Annotated in this window: 13 protein-coding genes and 1 pseudogene; 5 read left to right on the top strand and 9 right to left on the bottom strand. The window is 53.7% G+C overall.

Translation table 11 applies throughout. From position 1 onward, the window contains the following. Nucleotides 1-42: 42 nt before the first annotated feature. The 7 genes and pseudogenes from idi to GVJ63_RS00040 form a co-directional block, all read right to left on the bottom strand. Complete coding sequence (idi, locus tag GVJ63_RS00070; protein ID WP_010254245.1) at nucleotides 43-585, bottom strand: isopentenyl-diphosphate Delta-isomerase; 543 nt, start codon at nucleotides 583-585, stop codon at nucleotides 43-45. Between the two features lie 146 nt (nucleotides 586-731). Beyond that, on the bottom strand, nucleotides 732-2627 hold the full coding sequence (locus GVJ63_RS00065) for a methyl-accepting chemotaxis protein (RefSeq protein WP_022625996.1): 1896 nt from the start codon (nucleotides 2625-2627) through the stop codon (nucleotides 732-734). 191 nt (nucleotides 2628-2818) lie between these two features. Then, nucleotides 2819-3928, bottom strand: a complete 1110-nt coding sequence (locus GVJ63_RS00060; protein ID WP_159226247.1) for a suppressor of fused domain protein — start codon at nucleotides 3926-3928, stop codon at nucleotides 2819-2821. Between the two features lie 330 nt (nucleotides 3929-4258). Further along, nucleotides 4259-4486, bottom strand: coding sequence for a hypothetical protein (locus tag GVJ63_RS00055; protein ID WP_010254235.1), 228 nt, complete (start codon nucleotides 4484-4486; stop codon nucleotides 4259-4261). Between the two features lie 2 nt (nucleotides 4487-4488). After that, a pseudogene (locus tag GVJ63_RS00050) lies at nucleotides 4489-4934 on the bottom strand (DUF2778 domain-containing protein). Between the two features lie 222 nt (nucleotides 4935-5156). Beyond that, the gene (locus GVJ63_RS00045) at nucleotides 5157-5387 is read right to left on the bottom strand and encodes an EexN family lipoprotein (RefSeq protein WP_159226246.1); all 231 of its coding nucleotides are present in this window, start codon (nucleotides 5385-5387) and stop codon (nucleotides 5157-5159) included. 154 nt (nucleotides 5388-5541) lie between these two features. Beyond that, nucleotides 5542-6336 (bottom strand): helix-turn-helix domain-containing protein, encoded by a 795-nt coding sequence (locus tag GVJ63_RS00040; RefSeq protein WP_010259082.1) that lies wholly within the window; start codon nucleotides 6334-6336, stop codon nucleotides 5542-5544. An 87-nt stretch (nucleotides 6337-6423) separates the two neighbouring features. Between GVJ63_RS00040 and GVJ63_RS00035 the strand changes: the two genes are divergently transcribed. Then, on the top strand, nucleotides 6424-7614 hold the full coding sequence (locus GVJ63_RS00035) for an MFS transporter (protein ID WP_029519302.1): 1191 nt from the start codon (nucleotides 6424-6426) through the stop codon (nucleotides 7612-7614). A gap of 94 nt (nucleotides 7615-7708) precedes the next feature. Here GVJ63_RS00035 and GVJ63_RS00030 read toward each other — a convergent pair whose 3' ends face one another. Continuing rightward, nucleotides 7709-8626 (bottom strand): LysR family transcriptional regulator, encoded by a 918-nt coding sequence (locus GVJ63_RS00030; protein ID WP_010259086.1) that lies wholly within the window; start codon nucleotides 8624-8626, stop codon nucleotides 7709-7711. A gap of 130 nt (nucleotides 8627-8756) precedes the next feature. Here GVJ63_RS00030 and GVJ63_RS00025 point away from each other — a divergent pair, with 130 nt between their 5' ends. The 3 genes from GVJ63_RS00025 to GVJ63_RS00015 are packed head-to-tail and all read left to right on the top strand — an operon-like array spanning nucleotide 8757 to nucleotide 11554. Further along, a complete protein-coding gene (locus GVJ63_RS00025) occupies nucleotides 8757-10154 on the top strand; it encodes an amidohydrolase family protein (protein WP_010259087.1) in 1398 nt (465 codons plus the stop codon). Nucleotides 10155-10168: 14 nt separating this feature from the next. Further along, nucleotides 10169-10636, top strand: coding sequence for a DMT family transporter (locus tag GVJ63_RS00020; RefSeq protein WP_010259088.1), 468 nt, complete (start codon nucleotides 10169-10171; stop codon nucleotides 10634-10636). 57 nt (nucleotides 10637-10693) lie between these two features. Continuing rightward, nucleotides 10694-11554, top strand: a complete 861-nt coding sequence (locus GVJ63_RS00015; protein ID WP_159226245.1) for an SMP-30/gluconolactonase/LRE family protein — start codon at nucleotides 10694-10696, stop codon at nucleotides 11552-11554. Nucleotides 11555-11685: 131 nt separating this feature from the next. On the opposite strand, the gene GVJ63_RS00010 is transcribed toward GVJ63_RS00015, so the two are convergent. Then, nucleotides 11686-13326: a methyl-accepting chemotaxis protein gene (locus GVJ63_RS00010; protein WP_159226244.1), complete on the bottom strand. Its 1641-nt coding sequence runs from the start codon at nucleotides 13324-13326 to the stop codon at nucleotides 11686-11688. 694 nt (nucleotides 13327-14020) lie between these two features. Between GVJ63_RS00010 and GVJ63_RS00005 the strand changes: the two genes are divergently transcribed. Beyond that, nucleotides 14021-14626: a hypothetical protein gene (locus GVJ63_RS00005; protein ID WP_010670695.1), complete on the top strand. Its 606-nt coding sequence runs from the start codon at nucleotides 14021-14023 to the stop codon at nucleotides 14624-14626. The last annotated feature ends 160 nt before the right edge of the window (nucleotides 14627-14786 follow it).

Raw genomic sequence — 14786 nt, 5'->3', positions numbered from 1 at the left:
CTTCTCCGGCCAGCATTGAAACCGCACCTTAGTGCGGTTTTTTTATGCGGTAACTTGCGGGAAAGGAAACTGCTCCAGATAGTCCGGGATGCGCGGGAAGGTGTGCAAAAACCACGGTGTGAACTGCTGTGGCTGCTGCTGCATCTGCTGCTCAATCAGCGCCATCGGGCGATAATCCCAGGCATCCGCTTCCTGCGGATTCAGCTGCGGCAGGCTGTCGCAGACGGCAAAGAAGACGTGACCATACTCATGTTCAGTCAGGCCATTGCTCAGTTTCAGGTTGTAGCTCAGCTCAAACACCGGCGTCAGCGTCACCACCATCCCCATCTCTTCACGCAAGCGGCGCTCGGCGGCGTCGCGGGTTGATTCATGGGGATAAGGATGACCACAGCAGGTATTACTCCACAAGCCACCACAATGATATTTATCGCTGGCACGCCGTTGTAGCAACAGCTCCTGCCGGGAATTGAAGACGTAGACCGTCACCGCGCGGTGCAGTAATCCTTTTTCATGCACTTCCAGCTTTTCCATCTTGCCGGTGGGACGATCGAGGTGGTCAACGAGGATAACTTCAATAGCAGACATGGCGTTTCCTTGAGATTATTCCCAACTATTCTGGCACAGAATTATCGGTTTGGGCGGATCATCGAGGATTTTTTACCCGGGTCAGGCGGAGATAAGCGGATGAAGCAGAGAGAAAATCAGGCCAGCAGGGCTGGCCTGGAGAGGGATTACAGTCGGAAGCTCTGAACCACCCGCTCAAGCTGGGTGCTCTGCGATTCCATCGCCTGCGCGGCAGCAGAAACCTGCTCCACCAGCACGGCGTTCTGCTGCGTGGTGCCATCCAACTGGGTAATCGCAACGTTAACCTGTTCGATGCCCAGGCTCTGTTCGCGGCTGGCTGACATGATTTCACTCATCAGAGTCGTCACACTGCTCACGCCCTTCATCAGCTCATCCATGGTCTGACCCGCCTGCTCGACCAGCGCGCTGCCGGTATCGATGTTCGCCACCGACTCTTCGATTAACTTTTTAATCTCACGCGCCGAGTTGGCTGAACGCTGTGCCAGGTTGCGCACTTCCGATGCCACCACCGCAAAACCGCGACCCTGTTCACCGGCCCGTGCGGCTTCTACTGCGGCGTTCAGCGCCAGGATATTGGTCTGGAATGCGATGCTGTCGATCACGCTGATGATATCGACCACTTTACGGGATGAGTGATGAATCTCGCCCATGGTGGTCACCACCTGACGGACCACTTCGGTGCCACGTGCGGCCACCTGCGAGGCGTCACCCGCCAGCTGGTTAGCGTGGGTGGCGTTGTCGGCGTTCTGACGCACGGTGCCGGTCAGCTGCTCCATCGACGCGGCCGTTTCTACAATCGAGCTGGCCTGATCTTCGGTACGGGAAGAGAGATTAGCGTTGCCGCTGGCAATTTCACGCGACGCGGCGGTGATCGCCAGCGCGCTGTCGCCCACCTGCTGGAGCAGCCCCTGCAGATAGCTGATGAACTGGTTAAAGCTCTGCGCGACGGCGTTGAATTCCGGGCTGTTGCTGGCTGGCAGACGCTGAGTCAGATCGGCACCACCGGTCGACAGCGCTTCGATGTTGCTGTTCAGCACGTTAAGACGTTTCATCATGGCGCGAACAAAGCCCAGCGACACCAGCAGCAGGATCACCGCCAGAGGGATCTGCACCAGACCCAGGCGGGTCAGCATGTTATGCGACTGCGCTTTCAGCAGGCTGGTTGGCAGGCTGCTGGCGAGATACCACGGGCTGCCTGGAATGGCCTGCACGAACAGCGTCTGCTCGCCTTCACTGCTGTCATAGGTGGTTTCCAGCGGCTGATTGCCAACACCGTTAAGCAGCGTTTTCAGCGGTGCTGCCATCGGCATCTGCACGTCAGCCAGGTTCTCCAGCTTCGGTGCGGCATTCACCAGTGCACCATTGCCCACGACTTTACCATCGGCTTCGACGATCAGGACGTTGCCCTGAATGGTTTCACCCATCTGCTTCGCCAGCTGGTTAAAGAACCCCAGCGTCACATCGATGGTGGCGACACCCCAGGCCGTGCCGTTTTTGTAGATAGCCATAGCACAGTTGGTGCGCGGCTGCGGGCTGGCGGCATCCTGATAGGCTTTTGCCCAGGCACACTGGCCTTTTGGAGCGGCCATGCCATCTTTGTACCAGGGTTGCTCCCAGTATTTGTCAGCGGCGTCGGAGTTCCAGTAAGTGTTCACCTGCAGTTCATTGCTGGCATTACGGGCAAAGAAGCTGCTGTCCTTCTCTTTGGCCGGGTCACGACGATTTGGTAGTGGCCAGATCCCGCCGCCAAACACATTGCTGTCCTGATACTGGTTAACCAGCGTCGGTAACAGGGTGTCGATAGTGGCGCTGTCCATGACGGATGCGGCTTCGGTAATGGCGCGCTGCTGGGCCTGAACGCGGTTCATCTGTTCAACGATACCGGAAGCCAGCGAATCCACCTGATAGCGAACCAGACGGCTTTCGCTATCGACCAGCTGTGGCGCGACAAACTGATTAATAACCCAGACTGTAACGAGTAAAAGCGCAACAAAGAACGCGATCATTGTTGCGGTGAAGCGGGATTGTGTTGTTTTAAACATCTTCGTTCCCCTGAACCTGGTGCGGCGCGATTGCCTGATCGGGTTTAACGGCGCGGCAAGCGGGAACTTGAGATGAGCAGGATCACATATTTAAGAAATGTTTGATTTTTGTAAAAATTTAATTTCACATGGAAACTATCACATCCCCGGCGGGCGCCGGGGAATGGGCGAACAGGCGCACTATTGCTGGCCTACTCTTCTGAACTGACGACCTGCTGGCGCGGACGGAAGATGTGATTATTGCCATCCGCCGTTAACAATTCCCGTAACTTCTGACCGCCATGTTCATCCGCCTGCGCGAACTGCCGTTCCGCTTCCGTAATCGGCGTAGTCCAGAGCAGAGTCGGGCGATCGCCGTCGCGTTTTGGCAGCGAGAACTGCGCCTGATCGGTTGCCAGCTCATTGGCAAGCAGGAAGCTTTCAAAGCCGACGGGAGCCACTTCCGACGCCAGCGTATGGCCCTCGCCCAGCCAGGCCAGACGCGCCCACGGCAGATGCACGAACTCCGCCAGCGCGCTGGCCATCTGCACCGCGTTGCCTTCGGTCATGACTTCACCGTCAACCGCCATGCCGAGTTCAATGCGGCGATACTGCGGTGCCAGTTCATCAAACAGATAATCGACCTGCGGCATCGGCCGGATGCTCATGCCGATGGTCAGGAAATACCAGACGCCCTGATGCCAGTGCTGGGAGATTGCCATCGGCGGCCAGCTGCCCTGATCGATAGCGTAATACTTCACTGACTCGCCAAAGCGCGCCTGATAGCAGGCCATCAGATCGTTCTGCACCTTATCCCACTCGCTGCCGTCGTGCCATTCGCGCCAGAACTGACGCTGATGCTCTGCACGGGCGTAGTAGTCATTGGTTGATGCCGATCCCAGCGGTGCCGTCAGCCGGTTCTTTTTGATGCAGCCCGCGGAGAAGCTCACCTGCTTCTCCTGATAGAGGCTCCAGCCGGGGATCACCGCCAGCAGCTGGCCGTAATACCACAGCGCCGCGCCATCATCGCTCTGCTCCCACAGCACCTGCAGACCCGCCGGATCCAGCGCGGGTTCCGCTTCCAGATTACGGCAATACTCGGCGCTGAGCAGCGGCGCAATGCCCTGCTCCATCGCCTCGCGATCTTCCTGCGCCGGTGCCGGCAGCAGGTTTCGTAGCCAGCAGCCGCGTACCGCATACTGGCTGCGGAACAGGTCGGTTGGCCAGATGTAAAAATAGGCAGTGCGCTCATCCTGTTCGACAATAGCGGTCAGGGTGCGCTGCTGATTGTGGACTTCAGCAATCAGGGATTTGTACGTCATAGTGCCTCGACAAAGCCTGGAGGAATCCATTTTCCCCGAGAATAGAGCAGGATCCTGGCTGCGGCTATCTGAGACAAGGGTAATAGTCTCAAAGTGTGGGGGTTGGAGGGGTGGTGAAGAGTACAGCAGGCGCAATTGGCGGGAGCAGAGGCCCATCCGGCAGCATACTCATACCATCACGGTCTGATAATGCTCTTACAGTAACGGGTGGATGCAGCGAAGGAGCGCGAGGCACTGCCCCATAAAGTTAACCGGATACGGTGTTGATTGTAGCGTTCACTAAAGCCAGAAGACTGACTTTTCTAATCAATGGTACTCATACAGTCCTGTTTAATGCTTTTTGAAAACAGCTTTCAGCACCCATAAAAGCGCAACAGACATAATAATAGAAATAAGGATATTGGCTGACATTACAAAGTCGATGGTTGCCTCATCGCCATTAATATTGAAAAAACCTGCGATGGCATAAAAGAATGTTACCGGCACTATGACAGCAATAGCTTTTGAAATAGCAATCGCACAAAAAACAAACAGAAAAATAGTTAAAATAAAGCGCATCGTTAGTATACCTTTACCGTTCCATAGGCTTTGAGCTGGCTGCCCGGGATGTTAAGCGTTGGGCCAGATTTAAGGAACATGTCGCGCATGTAATTGAACTGAAGAGGATGTTGAAGTGTGATGCAGCCTTCACTCAGCCCTAATGGCCTAATAGGGTGCAGACGGAAATTACCCCGCCTGATGCCTTGTACAAACGTGTAGTCATCAATTTTTCATCGTCACGAAATAGTCCAAACCATGTTGAGCGATCCGTACCGTATATGTCTTTCAACAAGCGTTCTCTAAACGGTCCTAATCTTCCGCCTGAAGGTCGTTCTACAATAAAGTAACGGCCACGAACTATTGGGCCTATATCGGGTACGTTTGTTTTTTCTGGATTATTGCGGCTTTCTTTTTGACCAGGAAAAGCAGGAAATGTACCAATACCAGGGCAGCTCAGGCTGGTCATTTCACGCCGGTTGAGAAGTAAATAGCAGCTATATGACATGAGAAATCCATTCCTTATGTGCGAATATAGTAGATCCACTTGATTCTAAAAATTAACTATTGCCTTTTGGTAGTGTAATGTCAATTGTGCCCGGCATCTGCCTTTGAGTGGCTGACAGAAGGAACGTTATACCTGTTCCCGCAGAAGGGCAAAAAAAACCGCCAGGCGGCGGCTCGCCTGAATTTACCAACTTTTATTGGGACTCTTTGTAAAAGAGCCGCCGTAGACAGTGGCATCAATGGCATTGCGGCAGTCTTCGGTACCGCGTGGATTAGAGGCTTTCGTGCATTCCTCATATTTAGCTTTGCGCTCCGCGTCATGCGCTTTATACCAATCAATACCCTTCGCGCCAGCATCCCAACCGGTAAGCAGCGTGGTGGCCAGCAAAACCAGTGAAAGTAGTCCTGTTTTCATCAGATCTCCCTTTTGAGAATTAAATGCGAACGCAGTTATAGACCAGTAGTGCGCTCTAACGAATGAAGCAGGCACTGTAAAAAAACTCTGTCCGCTAAGAGCGAAAAGCGGACGCTGGCGTTCTTTGTAAAAATCCGGTTTGTGTTGGGTTGCATTAGTTTAGGGACGAAAAATATTGTGTCGGCGATTTACCCAGCGCTTTCCTGAACATTGTAATAAACGCGCTGACCGAATCATATCCCAGCGTTCCGGCTACGTGCTGCACGGATTGGCCTTCTGCCAGATGGCTCAGCGCAACCATTAAATGCAGTTGCTGACGCCAGCGACCAAAGCTCATTCCTGTCGCATCTTTTATCAGCCTGGCCAGAGATCGTTCGCTGGTAGCCAGATGCGCAGCCCACTGCTTTAGCGTTCTCCGGTCATCAGGATCATTAAAAAGTGCCTCAGCCATATTCCGGATTTTAGGATGGTCGGATACAGGCAGGTGGAGCGCTTTAACCGGCACATCCGGTATATGTTCCAGCAGCACCGCTGCCAGCCTCGCGGTTTTACTGTCAGGCGAATAAGCATGTTCCTGCTCTGCCAGAAAAAGAACCAGCTCGCGGACCAGAGGAGTAATAGCAAGGGTACAGCAGGTTTCCGGCATCGCTGCCGCGCCGGGCTCAATAAATAAAAAGCAGGTGTCTGCATTCTTCGTGACCCGACAACTGTGGGGGATTTTTCCCGGAACCCAGACAGCATGTCCCGGTGGAACAAGCCACAGCGCATCCTGAACCTTACAGCTCACTGCACCGCGCAAAGAGAGAATAAGTTGTCCCTTACGGTGAGCGTGCGGACTCTGACCTGCATACTCGCCTGACGATGATACATGCAGCGCGATAGCAGCCTGACTGAAAGCATCGGCATTAAACTCATCCGGTGAGGTCACCGGTTTTTTATTAACTGGCATGATTTAGTTATATGTTGTCAGGTTATCTATATTGTGTAACTCATGCGTCCTTTAAAGTCTTTCTTTTTACCAGAGAACGCAAAATTTATGTCCTACACTACGAACAGGTGGTCTTCAATCATACTTGCGACCGGCATCCTTTTTATTGCCATTAACCTGCGAGTTCCATTTACCGCTATCGCACCCGTTTTAGAGTCCGTTCGCCATGATTTTGGGCTAAGTATCACTGCCGTTGGGTTGCTTAACTCACTGCCTTTACTGGCATTTGCCGCATTTTCTCCCCTGAGTGCATCAATTTCCCGGAAGTACGGTCTGGAGCGCACCCTTTTTGGTGCCCTGGCCGTGATTTCGGGGGGTATCCTGCTTCGCTCCACAGGCAGTGTCTGGGCGCTTTATGGCGGAACCATATTGATAGGTATCGGGATTGCTCTGGGCAATGTCCTGCTGCCTGGCCTTATAAAGCGTGACTTTTCTGGCAACGTGGCTTCCGTAACAGGGGCATATTCCATCACCATGGGCGCCGCTGGCGCCATTGGCTCTGCCATTGTCATTCCTCTGACGCAGATCTGGGGCTGGAACATCGCGTTAGCCATGCTGGTTTTAGCACCGCTGCTTGCGTTGCTTTTATGGTTGCCCCAGTTAAAGAAGAAGCATCAGCTGCCAGTAGCGGGTGAGAAAAAAGCGGCGACCGTCGCGGTGTGGCGCTCGCCTCTGGCATGGCAGGTCACCTTGTTTATGGGCCTGAATGCGATGCCGTTTTATGTTGCTGTCGGCTGGCTGCCAGCCATTCTTACGGACAGTGGACTCTCTTCAGCTCAGGCTGGTGAGGTACATGGCATCCTTCAGCTTACCACCGCCATTCCCGGCCTGATTCTGGCAGCCACGCTGCGTCGTCTTAACGATCAGAAATTAGCTGCTGCTGGCGTCAGCCTGTTAACCGGGGTGTCATTTATCGGCATCCTGTATTTGCCGAATCTGGCGATGCTTTGGGCTGCGCTTCTCGGCTTTGGCTCAGGTGCCAGCATGATGCTGGGTCTGACCTTCATCGGGCTGCGTACTAAAAACGCCGGTGATGCTGCCGCGTTGTCAGGCATGGCGCAGAGTGTCGGTTATCTGATGGCGGCGATGGGTCCGCTGTTGCTGGGCAAAGTACAGGAGTTGTCCGGAGGCTGGACGGTACCATTACTGATAACCGCAGCAATCGCAGTCGCAGGTGCCTGCACCGGAATGGCTGCCGGACGAAACGCTCACCTGGAACCTGTACAGCAGCCGGGGTGAATTAGCTGACACAGCAGGGGAAACGATCGGTTTCTCTGCTGAGGATGCTATTAATTGTCGTTCTGAAGCGTTTACCTGTTACCGGAGCCGTCTTTTACCGGGAAGACCGTTTCTCACCTGCTCCTTCGTTGAAAAGTCCGGCAACCCAGTCAGCAAAAGCACGCACGGCAGGAGAGAGAAAACGCTGATGCGGATAGAGCATCGTCACCGGCACGGAGGGTGGCTGCCAGTCCGCCAGAACTTCGATCAGTTTGCCTTGTTGCAGATTCTCCGAAATCACATTCTCAGCAAGCTGTGCCAGCCCAAAACCTTCAAGACACAGTCTGATGTAGAGTCCCGTTTCGTTAACGGCTGCATCCCCCTCAACCTGAACAGAGAAGGGCTCAGTGCCTCGTGTGAAACGCAGTTCATTAGTGCGCCTTACCGAACCGGAAAAGTAATGAATCGCCCGATGCTGCGACAACGCTTCCGGCGTCTCAGGGACACCATACTCCCTGAGATAGTCCGGAGAGGCGCAGGTTACCCAGCGAAACCGGCCAAGCGGACGGGCAACCAGTGTGGAGTCAGTTAATTCCCCGGTTCGGATGACGCAATCCACTCCTTCCTGAACAAGATCGACCTGCCGGTCGCTGACACCAATCATCAGGTAAATATCCGGATAATGCCGGTAAAAGTCTTTCAGATTGGGCATGACGATGAAATGGGCAATTCCACCAGGCATATCAACCCGCAGCCGCCCCTGAGGGCGTCTGATGGATTCAGTCAGGCTGGATTCACTATGTTCAATTAGCGACAGGATCTCCCGGCATTGCGCCAGATACTGCAGGCCTTCAGGAGTAAGGCTGACCCGCCTTGTCGTGCGGTTCAGCAGACGCACCTGCAGGTATTTCTCCAGGTTTTTAATCGTGCTGGTGACGGTGGAAGAAGGCAGCGACAGGGTTTCTGCCGCGCGTACAAAACTCCCGGCTTCAGCAACCCGCGTGAAAACCTGCATAGCCTGAATCCGATCCATCGTCCTGCTCCTGGGTAAAAGTGAGTCTGATTATTCGCTAATTATGAATTATGAAAACGCTTTAAGCATCTTTTTCAGGGTAATTACGTGACGTATCGTTTCCCCATTAATCAGGAAAGAGGCAGGTTTAATGACCGACTACATCAGAAATATTGTTAACAATCAGAATGTCACTTTACAGGCTACGTTGATTCGTGGCGCGACGATACTGAGCATGGACGAGAACGTCGGTAACATTGAGCGTGGCGATATTCTCATCAACGGCTCAACGATTACCGCCGTTGGCCAGAACCTTGATGTACCGGGTGCGCATGTCATTGATGCCACTAACATGATCGCCATGCCGGGAATGGTCGATTCTCATCGTCACGCATGGGAAGGACAGCTGCGCCGCATTAACCCAAACGCTACCTGCCTGGACGACTACAGCAATGCCACACACTTCTCGTTCGCTAAATATTACCGTCCTGCCGATATCTATGTTGGCAACCTGCTGACGGCGCTTGGCGCTATTGACGCGGGCATCACCACGATGATCGATAACTCGCACAACAGCCGAACCGCAGCGCATTCCGATGCCGCCGTCGAGGCCCTGCTTGATACCGGCATTCGTGCCATTCATGCTTCCGGCGCACCGGTAGCTGGCGAATGGGATAAAGCGCACTGGCCGGGAAACTGGCAGCGTCTGCAGGACAAGTATTTCAACGACAACCCTGAAAGCCTGGTCTCTCTCGCCGTCATGGCGCAGCTGGAGCCGGAGTTGTGGGCCGAGGCCCGCAGACTGGGATTGTCGATTGTCACTGAGTTCTTTGGTGCGGAGATGGGAGCTGAACTTAAATCACTGCATCAGCAGGGGCTGCTGGGTCCGGACAATATTTTTAATCACTGCACGGCGCTGCCTGACGAGGGATGGAAAATTCTGCGCGAAGCCGGTGTCCGGGTGAACGTCTGCCCGCGCTCAGATTCGCACTATGGCATCGAAAGCGGAATGTTCGCCATTGAGGCCGCGCAGCGTCATGGCATCAATCCTGGCCTGAGCGTAGACAATGAAACGTCGTACAGCACCGACATGTTTATGGAGATGCGCGTCGCCTTTTACCTGCAGCGCGTGATGGGCATGCATCAGCAGCAGTGCTGCGATTCTGAACATGCGCTGAAAACGCTTCCGGCGGCGCAGCTCCTTAAAGCCGCGACTCTTGATGGCGCGGCCTGTGCAGGGATGCAGGACAAAGTGGGCAGCCTGACGCCAGGCAAACAGGCTGACCTGGTGCTGATTAATACCAGTGATATCAATCTTTACCCGTCCGGCAATGCCTTTGGTACGGTGGTTCATGCCGCCGAGCGCAGCAATATCGACACCGTCATGATCGGCGGACGCATCGTTAAGCAGAACGGTAAGGTGCTGGGCGTGGACAGCACGCGACTGCGGGCGGCGATTGATGAGTCACGTGAGCACCTGTTTGCCGCCTCTGGCTACCAGCCCGACAATTTTGCTGACACCTTCCTGCCGCTGGAGCAGGCAGACTGAAAGGAATGAAAAGCATGATCTATTACGTAATCGCTTTTGCCGCAGGTCTGGGGATCACTCTGCAGACGACCCTGAACAGCCAGCTGGCAAAGGGACTGGGCGGCGACCCGGTCACTGCGGCGCTGTTTTCCTTTACGGCGGGCGCGTTAAGTCTGGGGGTTTACGCGCTGCTGAGGGGAGGATTGATGACATCGCTGGCGGCGATCCCGTCGCAACCCCTCTGGAGTCTGACGGGTGGAATGATAGGCGCATGTGCCCTGTTCAGCTATGTCGTGCTTGCGCCGAAAATCGGGTTTTCAGCTCTGCTCGGGCTGGCGATTGTCGGACAGTTACTTTCCTCGCAGATGATTGACCACTATGGGTTGCTGGGTGCTATGCGGCGACCGGTTTCGTTACTCAGGCTGGGGGGGATGGTTGTCATGCTGATCGGACTTGCCGTCATGCTTTTCGGCGATCGGCTCTCTGCACGTTTTCTGCAGTAACTGCGTTATCCACTTTTGCCATCGTGCAGTTCGACCTTTTATATCCGGAGGATTAACATGTTTTCAATTGCAGCTGAAGTCAGGAATACGCTTGGAGAGTGCCCGCTTTGGTGTGAGAGAACCCGCAGACTCTACTGGACTGACATTGAAGCCAGTGAACTGCTCGCCATAGAAGAAGGCAATGATGCAGTGATGCGCTGGTCGCTGCCTGAACGCCTTGGCTCCTTTGCACTGACCGAAAAGAGTAACATTCTGCTGATGGGATTCGCGTCAGGGCTGGCTTTCTATGATCTCAACAGCAGTTTAATTACCCCAGTGGCCGCTTCACCGGGAGACATCGGGACCCGCATAGGTGATAGACGATGTGACCGTGCCGGTAATTTTGTCTTCGGGACGATGGATGACGGTTATCCCGTTAAAGTCATCGGTAAGTTTCATCGACTCAACGCGGCAACGCTGACTGTTGAGACGCTTGCACTGCCCGATGTCGCTATACCGAACAGCATCTGTTTCAGCCCCGATGGTGGTACGCTCTATTACTGTGACTCGATGCAGGGTCGGATAATGTGCTGTGATTACCCCTTGCTGCAGAACCAGCGCGTGTTCGCCGAAATCGAAGGCAGCGGCGCGCCTGACGGCTCCTGCGTGGATGACATGGGCTATCTATGGAATGCTGAATGGGGAGGAAACCGTGTTGTCCGTTACCGCCCGGTTGGGACCACAGACGCTATTCTGACGTCACCTGGAATCCAGAGCACCTGTCCGACACTCGGCGGTGAGGGTTTTACCCGTCTCTATTGCACCACGGCTACAGTGGGACTCACTGCGCTGTCTGAATATGACGGTGCATTGCTGAAAGCTGAATCTGATGTCAGCCCCGGCTTACCTGAAAATCGCTTTGCGGCACACACAGTTTAACGGTTTTGATTCTGACAGAATTTTGCCAGTTCAGGCTCAAAGAAAATGTCCGCTTCTGGCACAAAGCGGACATTCTTAAGAGTCAATACGGAAAAGGAGAGAGGCTGCGCTCTGCAGGACGCAGCCAGATATCAGAAGGTCGTCCAGTTTCCGTCTGTATCAGCAGGCGCATCTTTCTTCACTACGGCTGGTACAGATACAATTGCATGCCGGGTGGCTGCAGGATGAGAGACTGCAGCAAGCGTGAACACCGACACCGACTGCAGCAGCAGGGATGCCTGTTCGCGCAGGCTCTGCGAGGCTGAAGCTGATTCCTCGACCAGTGACGCATTCTGCTGCGTCACACCATCCATCTCCGTTACGGCGATGCCGACCTGCTCAATACCGCGGGCCTGTTCGGCACTTGCAGCAGTAATTTCCTCAACGGTATCACTTAACTGACCGACCGATGACACTATATCCGCCATCGTGGTCACAGACCGGCTCGCCAGGGTGCTGCCTGCACTTACGCTTGCAGAGTTTGCCTCAATCAGCTGACGGATCTCACCGGCTGCTGTGGCGCTGCGGCTAGCCAGCGTGCGCACCTCACCGGCGACGACGGCAAAACCACGCCCCTGCTCACCCGCACGCGCCGCCTCTACCGCCGCATTAAGGGCCAGTATGTTGGTCTGGAAGGCAATGCTGTCAATCACCGATGTGATGTCCGCAATCCGGCCAGAACTTTCGCCGATAGATTTCATGGTTCCGAAAATGTCGGAAGTCACCTCGCTGCCCTGACGGGCGACCTCTCTCACGTTAAAAGCAAGCTGTGCCGCCTGACGGGCATTGTCGGCATTGTTTTTGACTGTGACGCTGAGCTCGCTCATGGTAGCAGCGGTCTGCTCCAGTGCACTGGCCTGCTCCTCGGTGCGCTGAGACAGGTCTGTGTTCCCCTGCGCAATCTGCAGGCTGGCTGCGGCAACGCTCTCGGCATTCCGGCGTACTGTGCTGACCGTCTGCGCCAGCGAGTCCTGCATCTCAGCAACTGCGGTGAGCAGCATACCGGTTTCATCCCGTCCGCTGACAGGGACGGCCTGACTCAGGTCTCCGCGTGCGATGCGTTGTGCGGCGGCAAGCGTTATGCTCAGTGGGCGGGTAATGCTGCGGGTGATGAGCCAGGCTGCGGCGACGGCAAGCAGAATTGCGGCAGCACTCAGCGAAGTCAGCAGAATGGTGGCCGCATGTTGTTCATCTTCAGCAGCACTACGCGCCGTTTGCATCTGTTGTTCCTGAAAAGATACCAGGTCTGCAATAGTTTTCAGATAGTCAACCTGGGTCTGGTAGCGCGGACCAAGAAGAAGTTGTGCGGCCTCGTCCCGCTTGCCTGCCATTCCCAGCGCGACAACGTCATCAGAAAAGGCAAGATACTGACTGCCGGTGCTCCTGATTTGCGCAATCAGCTCCCGGCTTTTGGGTGCCTTCAGCAGGGCATCAACCTGATCAACCGTAGCGGTAATTTTATCATGTACCCTGTCATAATCTTTTTTAAAGACGGCCTTCCGGTCAGGTGCATCCGCCAGGACAACGTTACGGACCAGCCGGCTAAGGTCAGTTGAATAGTAACGCAGATTGGTTGCAGTCGAGGCCTTCTGATAGCGGCTGCCTGCAAGCGTATCCGCCGTCTCTCCCAGAGACTGAATGCGGGTAAATCCGGTAAACGCAACGATAACCAGAAGAAGAAGGATGAAGGCAAACGCAGCGCCAAGCCGCGTGCCGATTCTGATGTTGTTCATAAGGTTCCTAGCTGAAATAACGTTTAATTAATAGAGCTTTACATGTGGATTAATGCTTATCTTTTATTTTTGTAGGGTCATTCAGAGGCAGTTGGGGGTTATTGCTGTATGCGGCTTGCGCAAAATGTTGGACTACAGGGAATGCATATCGATGCACTTACCTATTCATGCTGTGATGATTTTTTGAAGATTAAACCGGTGTTTCTCCGGCAGGTCTGGTGACAGAAATAAAAAATCCCGGCACAGGGGAAGCAAAGCCGGGAACCACTTCTAAAAGCACAAACGCTGTCAGTGACAGAGGCAATCATACCGACAGGCATAGCTTTTATCGGTTCGCTTATCAGAAACTTTATTTCTTATGAAAGATTACGCCTGAGTGAGTGTATGCATCTCCATTGGGAAAGGATGAGTGCTTCTGCCGGTTCCGTGATATGCAACTCTATTGATGTTCGCTTTGAGCGAAAAGCGGACTACCAAGGGGTATGTCAGGCAGCATGGTGTGGAAAATATAATAAGGATTTGCTTCCAATGAAAATGAGTAATTTTTAGACTTGTGGCCAGCCGATGAGTACAGCACCAGAAACACTGAGTTTAGAATACCTTGTGCAGCAGACCGAGTATCATCTGCACTATGTACACTAAAAAATGGCATTGTTCAGACCCCATATCTGCAGCTGACTAAAGTGAAAATAAAATGAACAAAAGCAGTCTTAAAGCCTTTTCCGTGCTACGTGTTCTGACGTTGACGTGCGTGCCAATACTTTTACTGGGTTGCGCCAGTGCACTTTGCCCTTTTGGCAGCACTGAAGGCACGGTTCCGGACTTTAAAAATAGTTACTGGATATCCACTGAAAAAAAACCGGCTAAGACCAATGAACAAGTTCTGGAGGAATGCACTCATGCTGCCGATGCTGAAGAGCAACGCCTTTCGCAGGCCTATTTGCAGCTGTGTAAAACCGGCCATATAACCGGTGAAAACCAACGCTTTGCACAGAAATTACTGGGCAATCCACTCTTTTCTGTCTCTACAACAGCAAAAGCGGCACCTCAGCATCGGTCAGATGAATCAGCTGAAGCTCAGCTGAGATGGTCGGTGACTTATAGCGATAATCCCCAGAACTTTAAGGAATTTTGTGGCTATTACGTTGAAAAAAACGCAGCGGAACGGTCCGGCACCATGCTGGGTTTACAGGTGGGACGTTACAAAGAGCAAGTTTTTAAACAGTGCATGGCAGAAAACCATATGGCGCTCATTGTTCCAAATACTGAATTCAGTAAGTGCGATGCGATATCGTGGTAAGCAACCGTGTAAGCCGTGAAAGCAAGCGTCCGATTCTGGCACAAAGCGGACTGACGGCAGGCCAGGGTCCGCTATGAGCGAAGAGCGGATATATTTATAGATAAGAACAGACCTGCATTTTCTGGAGCAATCATACCCATTTCAGCTACGCGTGGGAACG

Source organism: Pantoea sp. 18059, assembly GCF_902706165.1.
GTDB classification, from domain to species: Bacteria; Pseudomonadota; Gammaproteobacteria; order Enterobacterales; family Enterobacteriaceae; genus Pantoea; species Pantoea agglomerans.
This window is presented reverse-complemented; position numbering and strand designations above follow the sequence as displayed.

Bases quoted from the DNA above. Each gene is read 5' to 3' on its own strand.
- idi (WP_010254245.1), bottom strand. From the start codon at position 585: ATGTCTGCTATTGAAGTTATCCTCGTTGACCACCTCGATCGTCCCACC.
- GVJ63_RS00035 (WP_029519302.1), top strand. From the start codon at position 6,424: ATGTCCTACACTACGAACAGGTGGTCTTCAATCATACTTGCGACCGGC.
- GVJ63_RS00010 (WP_159226244.1), bottom strand. From the start codon at position 13,326: ATGAACAACATCAGAATCGGCACGCGGCTTGGCGCTGCGTTTGCCTTC.
- GVJ63_RS00015 (WP_159226245.1), top strand. From the start codon at position 10,694: ATGTTTTCAATTGCAGCTGAAGTCAGGAATACGCTTGGAGAGTGCCCG.
- GVJ63_RS00020 (WP_010259088.1), top strand. From the start codon at position 10,169: ATGATCTATTACGTAATCGCTTTTGCCGCAGGTCTGGGGATCACTCTG.
- GVJ63_RS00065 (WP_022625996.1), bottom strand. From the start codon at position 2,627: ATGTTTAAAACAACACAATCCCGCTTCACCGCAACAATGATCGCGTTC.
- GVJ63_RS00060 (WP_159226247.1), bottom strand. From the start codon at position 3,928: ATGACGTACAAATCCCTGATTGCTGAAGTCCACAATCAGCAGCGCACC.
- GVJ63_RS00040 (WP_010259082.1), bottom strand. From the start codon at position 6,336: ATGCCAGTTAATAAAAAACCGGTGACCTCACCGGATGAGTTTAATGCC.
- GVJ63_RS00055 (WP_010254235.1), bottom strand. From the start codon at position 4,486: ATGCGCTTTATTTTAACTATTTTTCTGTTTGTTTTTTGTGCGATTGCT.
- GVJ63_RS00025 (WP_010259087.1), top strand. From the start codon at position 8,757: ATGACCGACTACATCAGAAATATTGTTAACAATCAGAATGTCACTTTA.
- GVJ63_RS00030 (WP_010259086.1), bottom strand. From the start codon at position 8,626: ATGGATCGGATTCAGGCTATGCAGGTTTTCACGCGGGTTGCTGAAGCC.
- GVJ63_RS00045 (WP_159226246.1), bottom strand. From the start codon at position 5,387: ATGAAAACAGGACTACTTTCACTGGTTTTGCTGGCCACCACGCTGCTT.
- GVJ63_RS00005 (WP_010670695.1), top strand. From the start codon at position 14,021: ATGAACAAAAGCAGTCTTAAAGCCTTTTCCGTGCTACGTGTTCTGACG.